We start from the raw sequence: 14571 nt of genomic DNA on the forward strand, positions 1-14571 counted from the left end.
CGAGCATGGTTCCTCGCATTCCAGCCCCGCCCCCACCGGCGGGTGCACATAATGGCGTGAATTCGACAATTCACAATGGGAGCCCCCCACCCATGAGGACCAGTGAAAAGCCTGCCGTCAACACGGCGGGGTTGTCCGGCCCTGCCTCGCGCAAGCTCCCCGTGCCACCCCGCGAACGCAAACCCGCCCTGGCCGCTCTCGCCGTGCTCCTGATCCTCGGCGGCGCGCTCGCCACGACGCTGCTCGTGCTGCGCAGCGGCGACCGCGTCTCGGCGATCAGGGTCACCCAGCAGATCGGCGCCGGCCAGCAGTTCACCCCGGCCGCGCTCGAAGAGGTGCAGATCGCCAACACCGGCCTCGACTACGTCTCCTGGTCACAGAGGTTCGAGGTGGTCAAGAGCTTCGCGGCCGTCACGATCGTGCCCGGCACCCTGCTGACCCACAACATGGGCGTCAGAGCCAGCAGCGAGCTGGTGCCCGGCAAGGCCAAGGTGGGCCTCTCCCTGAAACCGGGACAGTTCCCAGCGGGCCTGGACAGAAGCCATCGAGTCCAGATCGTGTACGTCCCCGGCCGCACCGACCAGGCGGAAAGCCGCGTACTCGCACAGAGCGCCCTCGTCGAGAGCGTCAGCGACGGCGGCAGAGCCGGCGGATCCATCCTGATCACCGTGATCGTCGACGCCCCGGCGGCGAAGACCATCGTCCAATACGCCTCCAGTGGCGAGATCGCCGTGGCCGACCTGCCCGGAGTAAGTTGACGTGGCGCTGATCGTACTGGCCGCCGACAAGGGCGCGCCTGGTGTGACCACTGCCGCGACGGCCCTCGCGGCGGTGTGGCCGCGTCCCGTACTCCTCGCCGAATGTGACCCCGCAGGGGGCGACCTCGCCTACCGGCTGCCCGCGGCCGACGGCGGCGTGCTCAACCCGGGCAAGGGCCTGCTCACGCTGGCCGCGACCGCCCGGCGCGGCCTGGAGCCCGCGCAGATCCACCAGCACACCCAGAAGATCGTCGGCGGCCTCGACGTGCTGGCCGGGCTCACCCACGGCGAGCAGGCGGCCGGGCTCACCTGGCTGTGGGGTCCGCTGGGCAGGGCGCTGGCCGCCATCCCCAACGCCGACGTGATCGCCGACTGCGGCCGGCTCGGCGGCCATCCGCAGCTCGGCGACCTGATGGCGCAGGCCGAGCAGGTCGTGCTGCTCACCAGGGCCACCCTCGACCACGTCGCCCACCTGCGCGAACGCCTGTCCATCACCAAGGCCCACGGCGTGGCCGTGATAGCCGACCCGCGCAACTACCGTTCCTCGATCGACGACGTACGCAGGATTGTCGGTCCGAGCGTCAAGTTCGTCCACGGTCTCGCGCACGACCCCAAGGGCGCTGAGCTGCTGCGCGGCCAGTGGGGCGGGCGCCTCGACCGCTGCCTGCTCATCCGCACGGCGCGCGATCTCGCGGGACGGTTGGTGAGCAATCTATGAATTTCGGCATGGCATTCAACCTCGCGAGAGGTCCGCTACGTACAACCGGGAGTACGACACGCGTCCTCGCGAAAGTGAGCAGCCCGTGATCGATCACTCCCTGGTCAAGCGCTTCCGCCAAGAAGTCGGCGACCGCCTGGCCCACCAGCGCCGCCTCGACCAGGTCAACGGCCTGGTGTCGATGACCGGCGAAGACGAGCGCCAGTTCGCCAGGGCGCTGATCTCCCAGGTCCTGGAGGAGCACGCGCGCAGCGAGATCGGCCTGGGCCGCACTCCTCCCACGGTCGAGGAGGAGGAGGCGCTGGCGGCCGGGATCCACGCCGCGCTGTTCGGCGTGGGCCGCCTCCAGCCGCTGCTCGACGACACCGAGGTCGAGAACATCGACATCAACGGCTGCGACCGCGTCTTCGTCAGCTACGCCGACGGCCAGGAGCTCATGCGGGAGCCGGTCGCCGAGTCCGACGACGAGCTCATCGAGCTGATCCAGATCCTGGCGGCCTACTCGGGACTGTCGAGCAGGCCCTTCGACACCGCCAACCCGCAGCTCGACCTGCGCCTGCCCGACGGCTCGCGGCTGAGCGCCGTCATGGACGTCACGCTCAGGCCGGCCGTCTCGATCCGCCGCGCCCGTCTGGGCAAGGTGTTCATGTCGGACCTCGTGGGCAACGGCACGTTGAGCCCGGAGGTGGGCAGGTTCCTCAGCGCGGTGGTCGGCGCCCGCAAGAACATCATGATCGCCGGCTCCACGAACGCCGGTAAGACGACCCTGCTCAGGGCCCTGGCCAACGAGATCCAGCCGCACGAGCGCCTGATCACCGTCGAACGCGCCCTGGAGCTCGGCCTCGACCAGTTCCCCGAGCTCCACCCCAACGTCGTCGCCTTCGAACAGCGCCTGCCCAACTCCGAGGGCCAGGGCGAGATCAGCATGGCCGAGCTGGTCAGGAGATCGCTCCGGATGAACCCCAGCCGGGTGATCGTCGGCGAGGTGCTCGGCGACGAGATCGTCACGATGCTCAACGCGATGACCCAGGGCAACGACGGCTCCCTGTCCACCATCCACGCCAACTCCAGCATGGAGGTGTTCAACCGCATCTCCACCTACGCCCTGCAGGCCCGCGAGCGGCTGCCGATCGACGCCACCCACATGCTCATCGCGGGCGCGATCGACTTCGTGGTCTTCGTCGAGAAGCGCAACGACTACAGCCGCGGCGGTACGTTGCGGCGCTACGTCTCCAGCATCCGCGAGGTCAACGGCTGCGACGGCCGCGTCCTGTCGAGCGAGGTGTTCATCCCGGGCCCCGACGGCGCCGCCCTGCCCCACGCCCCCGTCTCCTGCCTGGAGGAGCTCGCCGCCCACGGATACAACCCCGGAGGCTGGCTGTGATCGACCTCGATCCTCTCGCCCTGCTCGCCGGCGCGCTCGTCGGCGGCGGACTGTTCCTGTTCTTCCTCTCCCTGTACGGCATGCGCGTCCGGCCCGCCCGCCCCAAGCGCGAGCTGCTCAAGACGCTCACCACCCGCACCGCGATCGCCGCCGTGGCCGCCACCCTGGTGCTGGTCGTGACCGGCTGGGCGGTCGCGGCGGTGGGCACGGTGCTGCTGGTGTTCGCCTGGCGCGGCCTGTCGGGCGGCGCCGCAGAGGAACGAGCCGCGATGCGCCGCCTCGAAGGGCTGGCCGCCTGGACGGAGTCGCTACGCGACACGATCGCCGGCGCGGCCGGGCTCGAACAGGCCATCCCGTCGTCGATCAGGGCCGCCGCGCCCACGCTCAAACCGCACCTGCGCGCCCTGGTCGACCGCCTGCACACCCGCATGGCGCTGCCGGAGGCGCTCGCGCTCTTCGCCGACGAGCTCGACGACCCCTCGGCCGACCTGGTGGTGGCCGCGCTGATACTCAACTCCAAGCTGCGCGGACCCGGCCTGCGCGACGTGCTCGGGGCGCTGGCCGTCTCCGCCCGCGAGGAGCTCGACATGCGCCGCCGCGTCGAGGCCGAACGCCGGGCCACCAGGCGCAGCGTCCAGATCGTGGTGATCACCGCGCTGGTCTTCGCCGGGCTGCTCGTCGTCTTCAACCCCTCCTACGTCAGCGAATACCGCGGCCTCCTCGGTCAGGCCGTGCTGGCGGTCGTGGCGGGGCTGTTCGGCGCCGGATTCGCCTGGATGCGGCGACTGGCCCGGTTCGACAAGCCCACCCGCCTGCTCGTAGGAGGCGGCAATGGATAGCAAGCCCACTCGCCTGCTCGTCGGAGACGGTCATGGATAGGGCGGCAATGGAGAGAGGGGGCGGTCATGGTTGAGGGTGTGCTGGCCGGCTGCGTGCTGGGGCTCGGCCTGTTCCTGCTGCTCCGGGCGCTGTTCCCGGCCCGCCCCGGCCTCGTGTCGCGGCTGCTGGCGATCGAGGCCGTCCGCGAGGACGCCGACGCGCCGCGCATCCAGCTGGCCCTGCCCGACGAGGAGGTCTCCGCCTTCCGCCGCGGCCTGGGCGTCCGGCTGGCCCGCCTCTACCACGCGCGGGGGTGGGAGGTCCGGTCGGTCAAGGCCGACCTGGCGCTGGTCGGGCGGTCGTTCGAGGGCTACCTGGCCACGAAGGCGTTGCTCGCGTCGGCCGGGCTGCTGGCGTTCCCGGTGCTGCTCGGCTGGCTGGTGCTGATGGAGTGGGGCACATCCCTGACCATCCCGTTCTGGTCGGCCGTACTCGTGTCGCTGGTCTTCTTCTTCCTGCCCGACGTTCAGGTACGGCGCGACGCGGCGGCCAAGCGGCGTGACTTCCGGCACGTCGTCGGCGCCTTCCTCGACCTGGTCTCGATGAACCTCGCGGGCGGCCGCGGCGTGCCCGAGGCGCTGATGATGGCGGTCTCGGTCAGCGGTGACCAGCCCAACTGGGCGATGTCGCGCATCCGCGAGGCGCTGGCCGGCGCCAGGATCGTCGGCATCACCCCCTGGCAGGCGCTCGGCCAGCTCGGCGAGGAGATCAACGTCGACGAGCTGCGCGACCTGTCCGCCGCGCTCGGCCTGGTCGCCGACGACGGCGCCAAGGTACGCGCTTCCCTGACCGCGAGGGCCGCCACGCTGCGTCGCCGCGAGCTGGCCGAGATCGAGGGCCGCGCCGGTGAGCGCTCCCAGTCGATGCTCGTCGCCCAGCTGCTGCTCTGCGCGGGCTTCGTGATCTTTCTCAGTTATCCCGCCGCTATGAAGATGTTGGGGTCCTAATGAATCATCCCTGGGTCATCTACCTGCAGGCATGCCTCAGCGTGCGTATCCAGCGCGCCCGCAACGCCCCCAGCCGGGGCGCCTCGGCGGTCGAGTGGGTGATCATCTCCGCGATCATCGCCGGCGTCGCCCTCGGCCTGGCCACGCTGATCAAGCAGCTGGTCGAGGGGAAGCAGAACGACCTCCAAACCAGCTTCGGCCAGACCGGCGGGCGCACGTGACAGGTGCCCGGCGCCCGCGCGGGCAGCCTCGGCGACCGAGCCGACCTCCGGGGCGGCGCCGCCGGGCACGACGCGACCGCGGCGCCTCCGTGATCGAGCTCGCCCTGCTGATGCCGGTCATCCTGGCGGTCGTGCTGCTCATCGTGCAGGTGGCGCTCTGGTTCCACGGCCGTCAGGTGGCCGAGGCGGCCGCCAAGGAAGGCGCCAGGGTGGCCAGGTCGGCCCCCTTCGACTCGGGCGACTGGGAGGGCGCGGCCTCCACCAAGGCCACCGACATCGTCCGGGCCATCGGGCCCCGCCTGCTCTCCAACGCCGCGGTCACGACCGCGGAGAAGGAGCCCGACGAGCGCTTCGTCACCGTGACCGGCAGCGCCGTACAGGTCATCCCGCTCCTGCCGGAGCTCACGTTCACGATCACGGCCACCTCGGGCGGTCCCGTCGAGTGCTTCCGCCCGGACGACGGGGGTGACGACTGCGGATGAACCAGAACCGGGTGCGGACGAACCAGAACCGGCTGTGGACGAGCCAGCACCGGCGGCGGATGAGCCAGAACCGGTGGCGTGAGCGCGGCTCGATGGCCGTGGAGACGGTCATGCTGGCGCCCATCTTCTTGCTGTTCCTGATGTTCCTGGCGGGGGCGGGCCGGCTGGTCGAGGCGCAGGGCGAGGTCAACGGCGCGGCACGGGACGCGGCGCGGGCCGCCTCGGTGCGGCGGTCGTTCGGCGACGCGGGCGACGCGGCCGACAGGAGCGTCAAGGCCGCGCTCGACGGGCGGTGCCAGAGCCCGGCGGTGTCCCTCGGCGGCTCCAAGTGGAAGGAGGGCGGCCAGGTGCAGGCCGCGGTCACCTGCGAGCTGGACCTGAGCTTCCTGGGGTTCTCCGGCACCAAGCGGATGACCGGCACCTCGGTGGTGCCCCTGGAGCAGTTCAGGAGGACCGAATGAGCCGCCGTGTCCCTGGAACGGTTCAGGAGCGGCGAATGAGCCGCCGCGACCGCGTGAGCGACCGCGGGACGATGTCGGTCTTCACCGTGCTGTTCTCCGTGGCGGTGTTCCTGCTGGCGGGGCTGCTCGTCGACGGCGGCGGGGCGATCAACGCGCGGCTGCGGGCCGCCGACGTCGCCGAGCAGGCCGCGCGGGCGGGCGCCGACCAGATCGACGCCGACCACCTCCACGAGACGGGCGAGATCCGGCTGCTCGGCGACGGCCAAGTGTGCGACCGGGCCGACGAGGTGATCGCGGCGGCGGGCAGCGCCGACGTGACCAGGGGAACCTGCACCGTCGCGCAGGGACAGGACGGCGTGACCGTCTCCGTGAAGGTGCGGTGGACGGCCTTCTTCCTGCAGGCCATCGGCTTCCCCGGCACCGAGATGGAGGGCGAGGCCACGGCCGGGCCGCAGGCCAGGTGAGCCAGACCGATTCCGCTCACTCGATGGATCAGAACACCACCACGCAGGACCCTGAACACGGAGAAGGGAGAGGCGATGCCGACGCGAGACCCAGCGCGTCCAGCGGGCCGGCCGCGCGGGCCCGGGCAGGCGCCCGTGCGCATCCCGGCCAGGCGGAGCGTGGGCGACGTGCTGGCCGGCCTCGGCGCGCTCGCGGTGCTCGTGGCGATCGTCGGCGGTGTGCCGTACGCGCTGCTCACGTTCGTCGGGCCGCCGATCTCTCCCGAACTGCTCGATCTCGACGTGCTCAACAGCCGCGTGGGGCCGAGCACGATCATGGCCGTCCTGGTGCTGTTCGTGTGGCTGGCCTGGCTGCAGTTCTTCTCGTGCGTGATCGTCGAGGTCTACGCGGGCGTACGCAGGGTGGGCATGCCCGCCAGGGTGCCGCTCTCCGGCGGGTCCCAGGCGCTGGCCAACAAGCTCGTCTCGGCCGTACTCGTGCTGTTCACCGCCGGGGCCATGGTCGTGCCCATCATCAAGCTGGCGGCGCCGCCGCCCACCGCGCCGCCCATGACGACGGTCGCCTACTCCGCGCCGATCGTGGAGCAGCCGGTGCAGGCGCAGGCCACCAAGAAGGTGTACGTGGTCCAGCCGCCCCACGGCCGCCACCACGAGAGCCTGTGGGAGATCGCCGAGAAGTGCCTGGGCGACGGGCGCCGATATCCGGAGATCTACCGGCTCAACCAGCACAAGGAGCAGCCCGACGGCACCCGCCTGCGGATGGCCGACCTGATCAGGCCGGGCTGGGTGCTCGACATGCCCGACGACGCGCGCCACGCGCATGTCGTACCCGTGAACCAGGCGCGGGCCCAGACGCTGAAGCAGCACCCGGCGGGGTCGCACAGCGAACACCGGCGAGTCGCCGACGAGGCGCGCCAGACCTCCAGCGTCAAGCAGGGCCCGGCGCACGCGCGACACGAGACCGGAGCCGAGCAGCCCGTGGTGCAGAGCCCAGGAGTCGACCTGACCGACTACCTGGCCGCCGCGTCGCTGGCCGCGGCCGGTCTGCTGGTCGTGCTGGCCAGGCGGCGGCGCGAGCAGTTGTGGCGGCGCGCGTTCGGCCGCCGCATCGTCCGGCCGCGCGACGACGCGGCCCAGGCCGAGGTAGCGCTGAGGTTGGGCGCCGACGCGCCGGGCACTCGCATCCTCGACATCGGGCTCAGGCTGCTCGGCGCCGAGCTGGCCACGCAGGGCCGTACGCCGCCGACCGTCTACGCCGCCCACCTGTCGCCACGCAACCTCGACCTGTGGATCCACCCGCCTGACGGCGACGCGCCCGCGCCGTGGATCGCCCAGGACGGCGGCCAGGTGTGGCGGCTGGCCGCGCACGAGGGCCGCCTGCTGGAGGAGCAGCCCGGCGGCGCCCCGTACCCCGGGTTGGTCTCGCTCGGCGCCGACGAGAGCGGCCGGGTGCTGATCGACCTGGAGGCGGCGCAGGGCCTGATCAACATCCGCGGCCCGCAGACCACCGCGGCGCTCGCGGCGCTGGCCGTGGAGCTGGCGACCAACCGCTGGTCCGACCGGATGCGCATCACGCTCGTCGGCTTCGGCGACGAGCTGACGGCGATCGCGCCCGATCGGATCAGGGCCGTGGGCAGCCTGGCCGAGGTGCTGCCCGAGCTGGAGGCGACCGCCGCCCCGCGCCAGGAGGTGCTCACCGGGCGCGTCACCGGCAGCCCGCGCGACGCCCACTACCTGTTGTCCGCCGTGGCCCCCACCCATGAGGAGGCGCGCCGCCTGGCGCTGCTCGCCCGCAAGGACACCGCCGGATACGTGGTGACGGGCGACGTGCCGCACGCCACCTGGACCCTGGAGATCACCGAGGACGGCAAGGCGAAGATCGCGGAGCTGGGCTTCGAGGTGACCGCGCAACTGCTGCCGCGCCGCCACTACCAGGCGCTGATCGACCTCTTCCGTACGGCGGAGCAGCTCGACGGCGAGGCGGTGCCCGAGGCGGAGCCGCTGGAGGAGCTGGCGCCGCCCGCGGTGGAGGTCAGGATGCTCGGCCCCATCGAGATCGTCGGCCGCGACCCGCTCGAAGAGGGGCGGATGGCGCTGGCCACCGAGCTGCTGGTCTACCTGGCCACGCATCCCGGCGGCGTGCATCCCGTCGTGCTGGGCGGCGTCCTGTGGCCGCGTGGCGTGCAGCCCATGGTCAGGGACGCCACGATCGCCAGGGTCGTCGACTGGCTGGGCCGCGAGCACCTGCACGTCGACGAGGCGGGCAGGCTGCGGCTGGGGCCCGCGGTACGCACCGACTGGGCGCTCTTCCGCGAGCTGGTCCGCCGCTCGCACGGCGATCCCACGGCGCGGACCGTACTCCTGGAGAAGGCGCTCGGCCTGGTCAGAGGCCCGCTGCTGAGCGGGCGGCCGCTCGGGAGATACGCGTGGCTGGCGGGCGACGACCTTGAGTACGACGTCGCGGCCGGCGTCGCCGACGCCGCCCACCGGCTGTGCGAGCTGCGGCTGGCGCACGGCGAGCCGGACGCCGCGGTCGCGGCCGTACGCGCGGCCCTGCTGCTGGCCACCGACGACGAGGGGCTCTGGCGCGACCTGCTGCGGGCCACGCACGCCACCGGGGACATGCTGCGGCTCCGGACGGTCGTCGAGGGGCTGACCAGGCGCTCGTCCTCCCACCCCTATGGCGGCGGGATGGCGCCCGAGACCGAGGCGCTGATCGACGAGCTGCTGCCGTCGTGGCGCATCCACATAGTGAGGGAGTCGACGGCATGAGGCGGATGGCGGTAATGCTGGCGCTCCTGCTCGCGGCGGGCTGTGGCCCGCCCGACCGGCCGTACACCCCCGGCGACGTGCCGACCCCCGTCACCGGCGAGACCACCGCGGCGCCCGCTCCCACGTCCACCCAGGGCAAGACGGTCGATGTCGGCGACGAGCTGAAGGTCAAGGTGGAGAAGGGACCGTCGGCCGGCGCGCTGCAGCGGCTCTTCGCCGACTACTACGTGGAGCGGTGGAAGGCGGTCGTCACCGGCGACACCGGCTACCTGCGTCATGTCGAGCCGTCGGTGATTCCGCAGGCCGGCGAATGGGTACGCGGGTTCGCCGACCGGCAGGAGTCGGCGCGCGGCGTCGCGCGTCTCTCCAGACTGCGGATCACGTCGGTCATGGGCAAGGGTGCCCAGGTCGACACCTGCGTGGACGAGCGGGGCGTACGCCTCGTCTCCACGCCCACCGGCAAGGCGGTCGCGCCCCAGCCCGACTGGGTGCGCGCTCCTTACCTCCAAACCGTGCTCGCGCATCGCGGCGACGACGGTGTGTGGCGGATCAGGGAATTCCGCCAGGACAAAGAAGGGTGCACCTGATGAACCCCCTGATCCCGGTGCTCATGGCAGGGTCGCTCCTGCTGGCCAACCCCACGCCCGCCCCCCAATCCACCACGGAGGTCAGGACGGGCCAGCACGGCACGACGGCGTTCGTCAACCTCAAGCACTCCGATGTCGTGTTCAGCGGCGATGTGGGCAAGGGCGGCAAGCGCGACGGCTACCGGGTCAAACGGCCCTGCTGGTACGAGCCGGGACTCGACGCCGACGAGATGCTCAAGTTCCAGACGGACTCGAAGACCCAGTTCGCCAGGGTGAAGGCCGACGAGGAGAGTTTCAATAAGTTCGTCCAGCAGTTCAAGGACAAGAAGGGGAAGCCGGGGCGCTGGTGGACGCCCGCCTACGACGCGTCCGACCCCGACGGCGCCACCTGCTGGGCCGGGCTCGAACTGTTCGTCTTCGTGCCGCCGAACGACACGCCGCCCTCCGGGATCACCTTTGAGCAATTGGCCGAGCTCGCGCGGGCGGCGATCACCGTGCCCGAGCCGACGGTCAAGCTGAGCCCGGACGCCAAGAGCTTCGTCAACCTGCCGACGTTCGTGTGGCTCGAAGGCATCGGCCAGCCTCGGCGTACGGCGACCGCGACGCTGCCCGGCGTCATGAGCGCGACCGTGGTCGCCACGCTCCAGGACATCAAGATCGACGCGGGCACCGGCAAGGACCGGGCCGAGGTGCGCGAGCAGTGCGGGGCCACCGGCAAGCCGTACGCCAAGGGGGCCCCGTTCACCTGCGGCGTGCAGTATCTGCGCTCGTCGATCGACCAGCCGCGCCAGGTCTACCAGTTGACCGTGACGACCGTGTGGCCGGTGACGGTTGCGGGCCAGGCGGCGCCGGTCCAGTTCGCGCCGATCGAGGTGGGGGCGACCCGCGACGTGCCGGTGGGTGAGGTACAGAGCAACGTCCGGCCGTAGAGGCTGCCTCAGGCGATGACGGCGGCGAGCGGGGCGAGCTCCGGCAGCTCCGCCGCCTCCGCCAGCACTTCCTTGAGCACGGTGTCGTGTGTGGGGCTCGCCTGGGCGAGCAGCTCGCGGCCGGCCGGGGTGACCTCGGTGTAGATGCCCCTGCGGTCGTCGTCGCACAGGTAGCGGGCCAGCAGCCCACGGTTCTCCAGCCGCGTCACCAGCCGGGTCGTGGCGCTCTGGCTCAGCACGACCGCGCGGGCGAGTTGCTGCATGCGCATGTGCCAGCCGTCCTGGCGGCCCAGCACGTCGAGCACGGTGTACTCGCTCACGCTCAGCTCGTGCTCCTTCTGCAGGGCCCGCTCCAGCCGATCCTCGATCCTGGCGTGCAGCGCGGCGAGCGTGCGCCAGCCCTGGGCGCGCGCCTCGACGGCGTCATCGGCTAGCGGCATGTGACACCTTCCCAGACAAGGTTGTATGGTCGGTTAGTCGGCGTGTGCAAATAATGTCTACGCTGACTAACGTCGTCTGAGGAGTATTCTATGCCACTCGCCCTGTTCGCCCTCGCGATCAGCGCCTTCGGCATCGGCACCACCGAGTTCATCATCAACGGGCTGCTGCCGGAGCTGGCCGCGGACTTCGCCGTCACGATCCCCGCCGCCGGCCTGCTCGTGTCCGGCTACGCCCTGGGCGTGGCCATCGGCGGGCCGCCACTGACCATGCTCGGCGGCCGGTTGTCCCGCAAGACCATGCTGCTGTCGCTGATGGTGCTGTTCATCGTGGGCAACCTGCTCTCCGCGCTCGCGCCTTCGTACGGTGTGCTCATGGTCGGCCGGTTCCTGTCGGCGTTCGCGCACGGCGCCTACTTCGGCGTCGGATCCGTGGTGGCCGCCGACCTGGTCGCTCCGCAGAAGCGGGCCAGCGCCATCGCGCTCATGTTCACCGGCCTGACCTTGGCGAACGTGCTCGGGGTGCCGCTCGGCACCTGGATCGGGCAGGCGTTCGGCTGGCGGGCGACGTTCTGGGTCGTGGTGGCCATCGGCGTCGCCGGGCTGATCGGCGTGCTCGCCCTGGTGCCCGCCCAGCCGCGGCCCGAGGGCGGCGGGATGCTGCGCGAGCTGGCGACCTTCCGCAAGGGCGGCGTATGGCTGGCGCTGGCCATGACCGTGTTCGGGTTCGCGCCGGTGTTCGCGGTGATCACCTTCATCTCGCCGATCATGACGAGTGTCGGCGGATTCTCCCCTGGCGCCGTGCCGGTCGTCATGGCCCTGTTCGGGGTGGGGCTCGTAGTCGGCAACCTGATCGGCGGCCGGCTCGCCGACCGCGCCGTCATGCCGAGCATCTACGGCTCGGTGGCCCTGCTCACGCTGCTGGGCGTGGTCCTGGCGCTGGTGGCGGGGAACCAGGTCGCGTTCATCGTGACGATCACCCTGTTCGGCGTGGCCGCCTTCGCGACCGTGCCGCCACTGCAGACCCGGGTCCTGGACGCCGCCGCGGGCGCCCCGACGCTGGCCTCAGCGGCCAACATCGGGGCCTTCAACCTGGGTAACGCGATCGGGTCGTTCGTGGCGGGGCTGACCATCGACGCGGGCTTCGGCTACACGGCTCCGGCCTGGACCGCCGCGCTGCTCGGGCTGACCGGGCTGGCGGTGGCGGGACTCGCGGGCGTGCAGGCCCGCCGCCAACTCGTCCCAGCCGCTGACGACGCCCCAAGCCACCTGACAGCAACGCCGCTGGGCCGCTGAGAGCGGCCCAGGCTCAGCTGAACAGCTCGTCCACGCTCAGCGCGGTCACGGCCCTGACGGTCCAGCGGTCGAGGAGGCTCTGATCCGTGCATGTGCGGATGCGGGCCCGAGCCTCCTCGGGCACCGAGATGTCGCGTGCGTCCAGAAATCCCAGGATCAACTGAGCCGGCGTCCGTTCCGGCTCGCCCCTGTATTCGTGTGCTCCGGCCATCCACCCAATCGTACAGAGCGCTGCCGCGCCATGACGGGGAGTTGCTAGAGCCGGCCGGACTCGTGGGCGAGCAGCCACTCCTTGACCGGTACGCCGTAGTAGTAGCCGCCATAGCCGCCCGAGCCGGGCAGCACCCGGTGGCAGGGGACGAAGGGGGCGATGAGGTTCTGGGAGCAGGCCGACCCGGCCGCGCGGGCCGCCGTCCTGGGCATGCCGGCGCGTTCGGCCAGCTCGGCGTACGTCACCGTGGTGCCCGGCTTGACCTCGCGGAGCGCCTGGTGGAGGCGCTTGCGGGTGGCCGTGCCCGGCTGCTCGACCGGGATGGCGTCCAGGGCCAGGAGGTCGCCGTCCAGATAGTCGCGTACGGCCTGCGCGGCGGCGCCGAGGTCGTCGACCACGTCCAGCCCTTCGGCCTGCAGCGCGGGCGACAGCCGGACGAACATGTCCGAGGGGTCGGCGGTGAAGCCGGCCGCGACCAGTACGCCGTCACGGCACAGCACGGACAGCGGGCCGATCGGGGTCGGCATGACTTGGGCGTCGATCATGATGAGCTCCAGAGATGCAGGGCGGCGTAGGCCCGCCAGGGCCGCCACCGTTCGATGTGGTCGTCGGGAATGCCCAGGCAGGCCATGCGCTTCTTGAGCACCAGGTCGCCGATGGGCCAGGCGTCGGGGTCGCGCAGCGCGCGCAGCGCGACATAGCTGGCGGTCCAGGGGCCGATGCCGGGAACGTCGAGCAGCTCGGCCACGGCCTCACCCGGATCCTGGCCGCCGTCGAGGTCGATCCGGCCCTCGGAGACGGCGATGGCCAGCTCCTTGAGCGTCGCGACGCGGCGGTTGGTGAGCCCCAGCCCCGTGAGGTCCGCCTCGAGCAGCTCCGCGGCGGTGGGGAACAGGTGGGTCAGGCCGGGGCGCTCGGTGAGCCGCCCGGCTCGCTCGACGATCCGGCCGAGCAGGGTGCGGGCGCCCGCGACGGAGATCTGCTGGCCCACGACGGCGCGTACGGCCAGCTCGAAGCCGTCGAACGTGCCCGGCACCCGCAGCCCGGGCCGGGACTCGATGAGCGGGCGCAGCGAGGTCTCGCCCAGCGCGGCCGCGATGGCGTCGGGGTCGGCGTCGAGGTCGAGCAGGCGGCGGCAGCGGGCCACTATGCGGGCCAGCTGCCGGGTGTCGTCCACGGCGACGTCGAGCGCGATGTGACCCGGCTCGGGGGTGAGCGTGATCGTCCCGCCGGGGACGGCCCGGCTGTAGGACGTCGGGCCGGCCACCTCCAGGCCGGGGATCGCGCGCGAGGTCAGGAAGGAGAGCACGCCCGCGATGTCGTACGGCTCCCGCCGGTGCAGGCGCAGCCGGAGCGTCGCGGGCCCGGCCACGACCTCGACCGCCGGCGGCGCGGAAACAGCGGAAACGGAGGGGCCTGAAGGGCCGCCCGCGGTCGCGCGCAGCTCGCTCGGCGTGAACCCGTACGTCTCCCGCATCGTGGCGTTGAACTGCCGCACACTCCCGAACCCGGCCGCGAACGCCACCTCGGTGACCGGCAGCCGCGTCTCGGTCAGCAGTTGCTTGGCCAGCAGCAGCCGCTTGGTCCTGGCCACCGCCAGCGGCCCCACGCCCAGCTCGGCCACGAACAGCCGGTGCAGGTGCCGCTCGGTGATGTGCAGCCGCGTGGCCAGACCCGCCACGCCGCGCTCGTCGGCGGCCCCGTCGTCGATCAGTCGCAGCGCCCGCCCGATGAGGTCACCGCGCAGGTCCCATCCCGGATCGCCGGGGGAGAGCTCCGGGCGGCAGCGCTTGCACGGGCGGAAGCCCGCCGCCTCCGCCGACGCGGCGTGCCGGTAGAACCGCACGTTGCGCGAGGCCGGCGTGCGAGCCGGACAGATCGGACGGCAGTAGATCCGCGTCGAGGTCACCGCCGTGTAGAAGCGCCCGTCGAATCGGGCGTCCCGGGCGGCTACCGCCCGGTAGCAGGAGTCGAAGTCGAGCTCAAGTGGTGACATGACACCGAGCGTATGTGTTCGCCCGGCCT

General features: G+C 71.8%; 17 protein-coding genes. 13 read left to right on the forward strand and 4 right to left on the reverse strand.

Annotated features, from left to right (window positions below; all coding sequences use genetic code 11):
- The first annotated feature begins 92 nt into the window (after positions 1 to 92).
- From ACIBO2_RS00690 to ACIBO2_RS00745, 12 genes are all read left to right on the forward strand, one after another.
- Positions 93 to 758 carry a hypothetical protein gene (locus ACIBO2_RS00690; RefSeq protein WP_358548546.1) on the forward strand — a complete coding sequence of 222 codons (666 nt, stop codon included), beginning with the start codon at positions 93 to 95 and terminating at the stop codon, positions 756 to 758.
- Between the two features lies 1 nt (position 759).
- Positions 760 to 1476, forward strand: coding sequence for a hypothetical protein (locus tag ACIBO2_RS00695; protein WP_357948777.1), 717 nt, complete (start codon positions 760 to 762; stop codon positions 1474 to 1476).
- An 85-nt stretch (positions 1477 to 1561) separates the two neighbouring features.
- Positions 1562 to 2860, forward strand: a complete 1299-nt coding sequence (locus ACIBO2_RS00700) for an ATPase, T2SS/T4P/T4SS family (protein WP_363992977.1) — start codon at positions 1562 to 1564, stop codon at positions 2858 to 2860.
- Complete coding sequence (locus ACIBO2_RS00705) at positions 2857 to 3699, forward strand: type II secretion system F family protein (RefSeq protein ID WP_358548541.1); 843 nt, start codon at positions 2857 to 2859, stop codon at positions 3697 to 3699. Before ACIBO2_RS00700 ends, ACIBO2_RS00705 begins: the two co-directional genes overlap by 4 nt.
- A 66-nt stretch (positions 3700 to 3765) precedes the next feature.
- Positions 3766 to 4686, forward strand: coding sequence for a type II secretion system F family protein (locus ACIBO2_RS00710; RefSeq protein ID WP_358548539.1), 921 nt, complete (start codon positions 3766 to 3768; stop codon positions 4684 to 4686).
- Positions 4686 to 4907 (forward strand): hypothetical protein, encoded by a 222-nt coding sequence (locus ACIBO2_RS00715; protein WP_358548536.1) that lies wholly within the window; start codon positions 4686 to 4688, stop codon positions 4905 to 4907. Before ACIBO2_RS00710 ends, ACIBO2_RS00715 begins: the two co-directional genes overlap by 1 nt.
- An 89-nt stretch (positions 4908 to 4996) precedes the next feature.
- Entirely contained in the window at positions 4997 to 5389 is a 393-nt protein-coding gene (locus ACIBO2_RS00720; RefSeq protein ID WP_358548533.1) for a TadE/TadG family type IV pilus assembly protein, read from the forward strand.
- Complete coding sequence (locus tag ACIBO2_RS00725; RefSeq protein ID WP_397294646.1) at positions 5386 to 5850, forward strand: TadE family protein; 465 nt, start codon at positions 5386 to 5388, stop codon at positions 5848 to 5850. Before ACIBO2_RS00720 ends, ACIBO2_RS00725 begins: the two co-directional genes overlap by 4 nt.
- A 35-nt stretch (positions 5851 to 5885) precedes the next feature.
- The gene (locus ACIBO2_RS00730; protein ID WP_358548528.1) at positions 5886 to 6314 is read left to right on the forward strand and encodes a flp pilus-assembly TadE/G-like family protein; all 429 of its coding nucleotides are present in this window, start codon (positions 5886 to 5888) and stop codon (positions 6312 to 6314) included.
- A 75-nt stretch (positions 6315 to 6389) separates the two neighbouring features.
- A complete protein-coding gene (locus ACIBO2_RS00735) occupies positions 6390 to 9086 on the forward strand; it encodes a BTAD domain-containing putative transcriptional regulator (RefSeq protein WP_358548525.1) in 2697 nt (898 codons plus the stop codon).
- Between the two features lie 5 nt (positions 9087 to 9091).
- The gene (locus ACIBO2_RS00740; protein ID WP_397294648.1) at positions 9092 to 9673 is read left to right on the forward strand and encodes a hypothetical protein; all 582 of its coding nucleotides are present in this window, start codon (positions 9092 to 9094) and stop codon (positions 9671 to 9673) included.
- Complete coding sequence (locus tag ACIBO2_RS00745) at positions 9673 to 10602, forward strand: hypothetical protein (protein ID WP_358548521.1); 930 nt, start codon at positions 9673 to 9675, stop codon at positions 10600 to 10602. Before ACIBO2_RS00740 ends, ACIBO2_RS00745 begins: the two co-directional genes overlap by 1 nt.
- 8 nt (positions 10603 to 10610) lie before the next feature.
- Here the strand turns inward: ACIBO2_RS00745 and ACIBO2_RS00750 are convergent, their stop codons facing one another.
- Entirely contained in the window at positions 10611 to 11042 is a 432-nt protein-coding gene (locus ACIBO2_RS00750; RefSeq protein ID WP_358548519.1) for a MarR family transcriptional regulator, read from the reverse strand.
- A gap of 90 nt (positions 11043 to 11132) precedes the next feature.
- Here ACIBO2_RS00750 and ACIBO2_RS00755 point away from each other — a divergent pair, with 90 nt between their 5' ends.
- Positions 11133 to 12335 (forward strand): MFS transporter, encoded by a 1203-nt coding sequence (locus ACIBO2_RS00755; RefSeq protein ID WP_397294650.1) that lies wholly within the window; start codon positions 11133 to 11135, stop codon positions 12333 to 12335.
- 13 nt (positions 12336 to 12348) lie between these two features.
- On the opposite strand, the gene ACIBO2_RS00760 is transcribed toward ACIBO2_RS00755, so the two are convergent.
- Genes ACIBO2_RS00760 through ACIBO2_RS00770 form a run of 3 tightly spaced genes read right to left on the reverse strand, consistent with a single transcriptional unit; the run spans position 12349 to position 14542 of the window.
- Entirely contained in the window at positions 12349 to 12546 is a 198-nt protein-coding gene (locus ACIBO2_RS00760; protein ID WP_357948808.1) for a hypothetical protein, read from the reverse strand.
- Between the two features lie 44 nt (positions 12547 to 12590).
- Positions 12591 to 13091 carry a methylated-DNA--[protein]-cysteine S-methyltransferase gene (locus ACIBO2_RS00765; protein ID WP_358548515.1) on the reverse strand — a complete coding sequence of 167 codons (501 nt, stop codon included), beginning with the start codon at positions 13089 to 13091 and terminating at the stop codon, positions 12591 to 12593.
- Entirely contained in the window at positions 13088 to 14542 is a 1455-nt protein-coding gene (locus ACIBO2_RS00770; protein ID WP_397294652.1) for an AlkA N-terminal domain-containing protein, read from the reverse strand. Before ACIBO2_RS00770 ends, ACIBO2_RS00765 begins: the two co-directional genes overlap by 4 nt.
- Between the last annotated feature and the right edge of the window lie 29 nt (positions 14543 to 14571).

The organism is Nonomuraea sp. NPDC050022, from assembly GCF_044460705.1.
Taxonomy (GTDB): domain Bacteria; phylum Actinomycetota; class Actinomycetes; order Streptosporangiales; family Streptosporangiaceae; genus Nonomuraea.

What these genes read in the sequence shown, in the direction of transcription:
- ACIBO2_RS00690 (WP_358548546.1), top strand. Translation starts at nt 93, where the DNA reads ATGAGGACCAGTGAAAAGCCTGCCGTCAACACGGCGGGGTTGTCCGGC.
- ACIBO2_RS00710 (WP_358548539.1), top strand. Translation starts at nt 3,766, where the DNA reads ATGGTTGAGGGTGTGCTGGCCGGCTGCGTGCTGGGGCTCGGCCTGTTC.
- ACIBO2_RS00715 (WP_358548536.1), top strand. Translation starts at nt 4,686, where the DNA reads ATGAATCATCCCTGGGTCATCTACCTGCAGGCATGCCTCAGCGTGCGT.
- ACIBO2_RS00725 (WP_397294646.1), top strand. Translation starts at nt 5,386, where the DNA reads ATGAACCAGAACCGGGTGCGGACGAACCAGAACCGGCTGTGGACGAGC.
- ACIBO2_RS00730 (WP_358548528.1), top strand. Translation starts at nt 5,886, where the DNA reads ATGAGCCGCCGCGACCGCGTGAGCGACCGCGGGACGATGTCGGTCTTC.
- ACIBO2_RS00735 (WP_358548525.1), top strand. Translation starts at nt 6,390, where the DNA reads ATGCCGACGCGAGACCCAGCGCGTCCAGCGGGCCGGCCGCGCGGGCCC.
- ACIBO2_RS00740 (WP_397294648.1), top strand. Translation starts at nt 9,092, where the DNA reads ATGGCGGTAATGCTGGCGCTCCTGCTCGCGGCGGGCTGTGGCCCGCCC.
- ACIBO2_RS00745 (WP_358548521.1), top strand. Translation starts at nt 9,673, where the DNA reads ATGAACCCCCTGATCCCGGTGCTCATGGCAGGGTCGCTCCTGCTGGCC.
- ACIBO2_RS00750 (WP_358548519.1), bottom strand. Translation starts at nt 11,042, where the DNA reads ATGCCGCTAGCCGATGACGCCGTCGAGGCGCGCGCCCAGGGCTGGCGC.
- ACIBO2_RS00755 (WP_397294650.1), top strand. Translation starts at nt 11,133, where the DNA reads ATGCCACTCGCCCTGTTCGCCCTCGCGATCAGCGCCTTCGGCATCGGC.
- ACIBO2_RS00760 (WP_357948808.1), bottom strand. Translation starts at nt 12,546, where the DNA reads ATGGCCGGAGCACACGAATACAGGGGCGAGCCGGAACGGACGCCGGCT.
- ACIBO2_RS00765 (WP_358548515.1), bottom strand. Translation starts at nt 13,091, where the DNA reads ATGATCGACGCCCAAGTCATGCCGACCCCGATCGGCCCGCTGTCCGTG.
- ACIBO2_RS00770 (WP_397294652.1), bottom strand. Translation starts at nt 14,542, where the DNA reads ATGTCACCACTTGAGCTCGACTTCGACTCCTGCTACCGGGCGGTAGCC.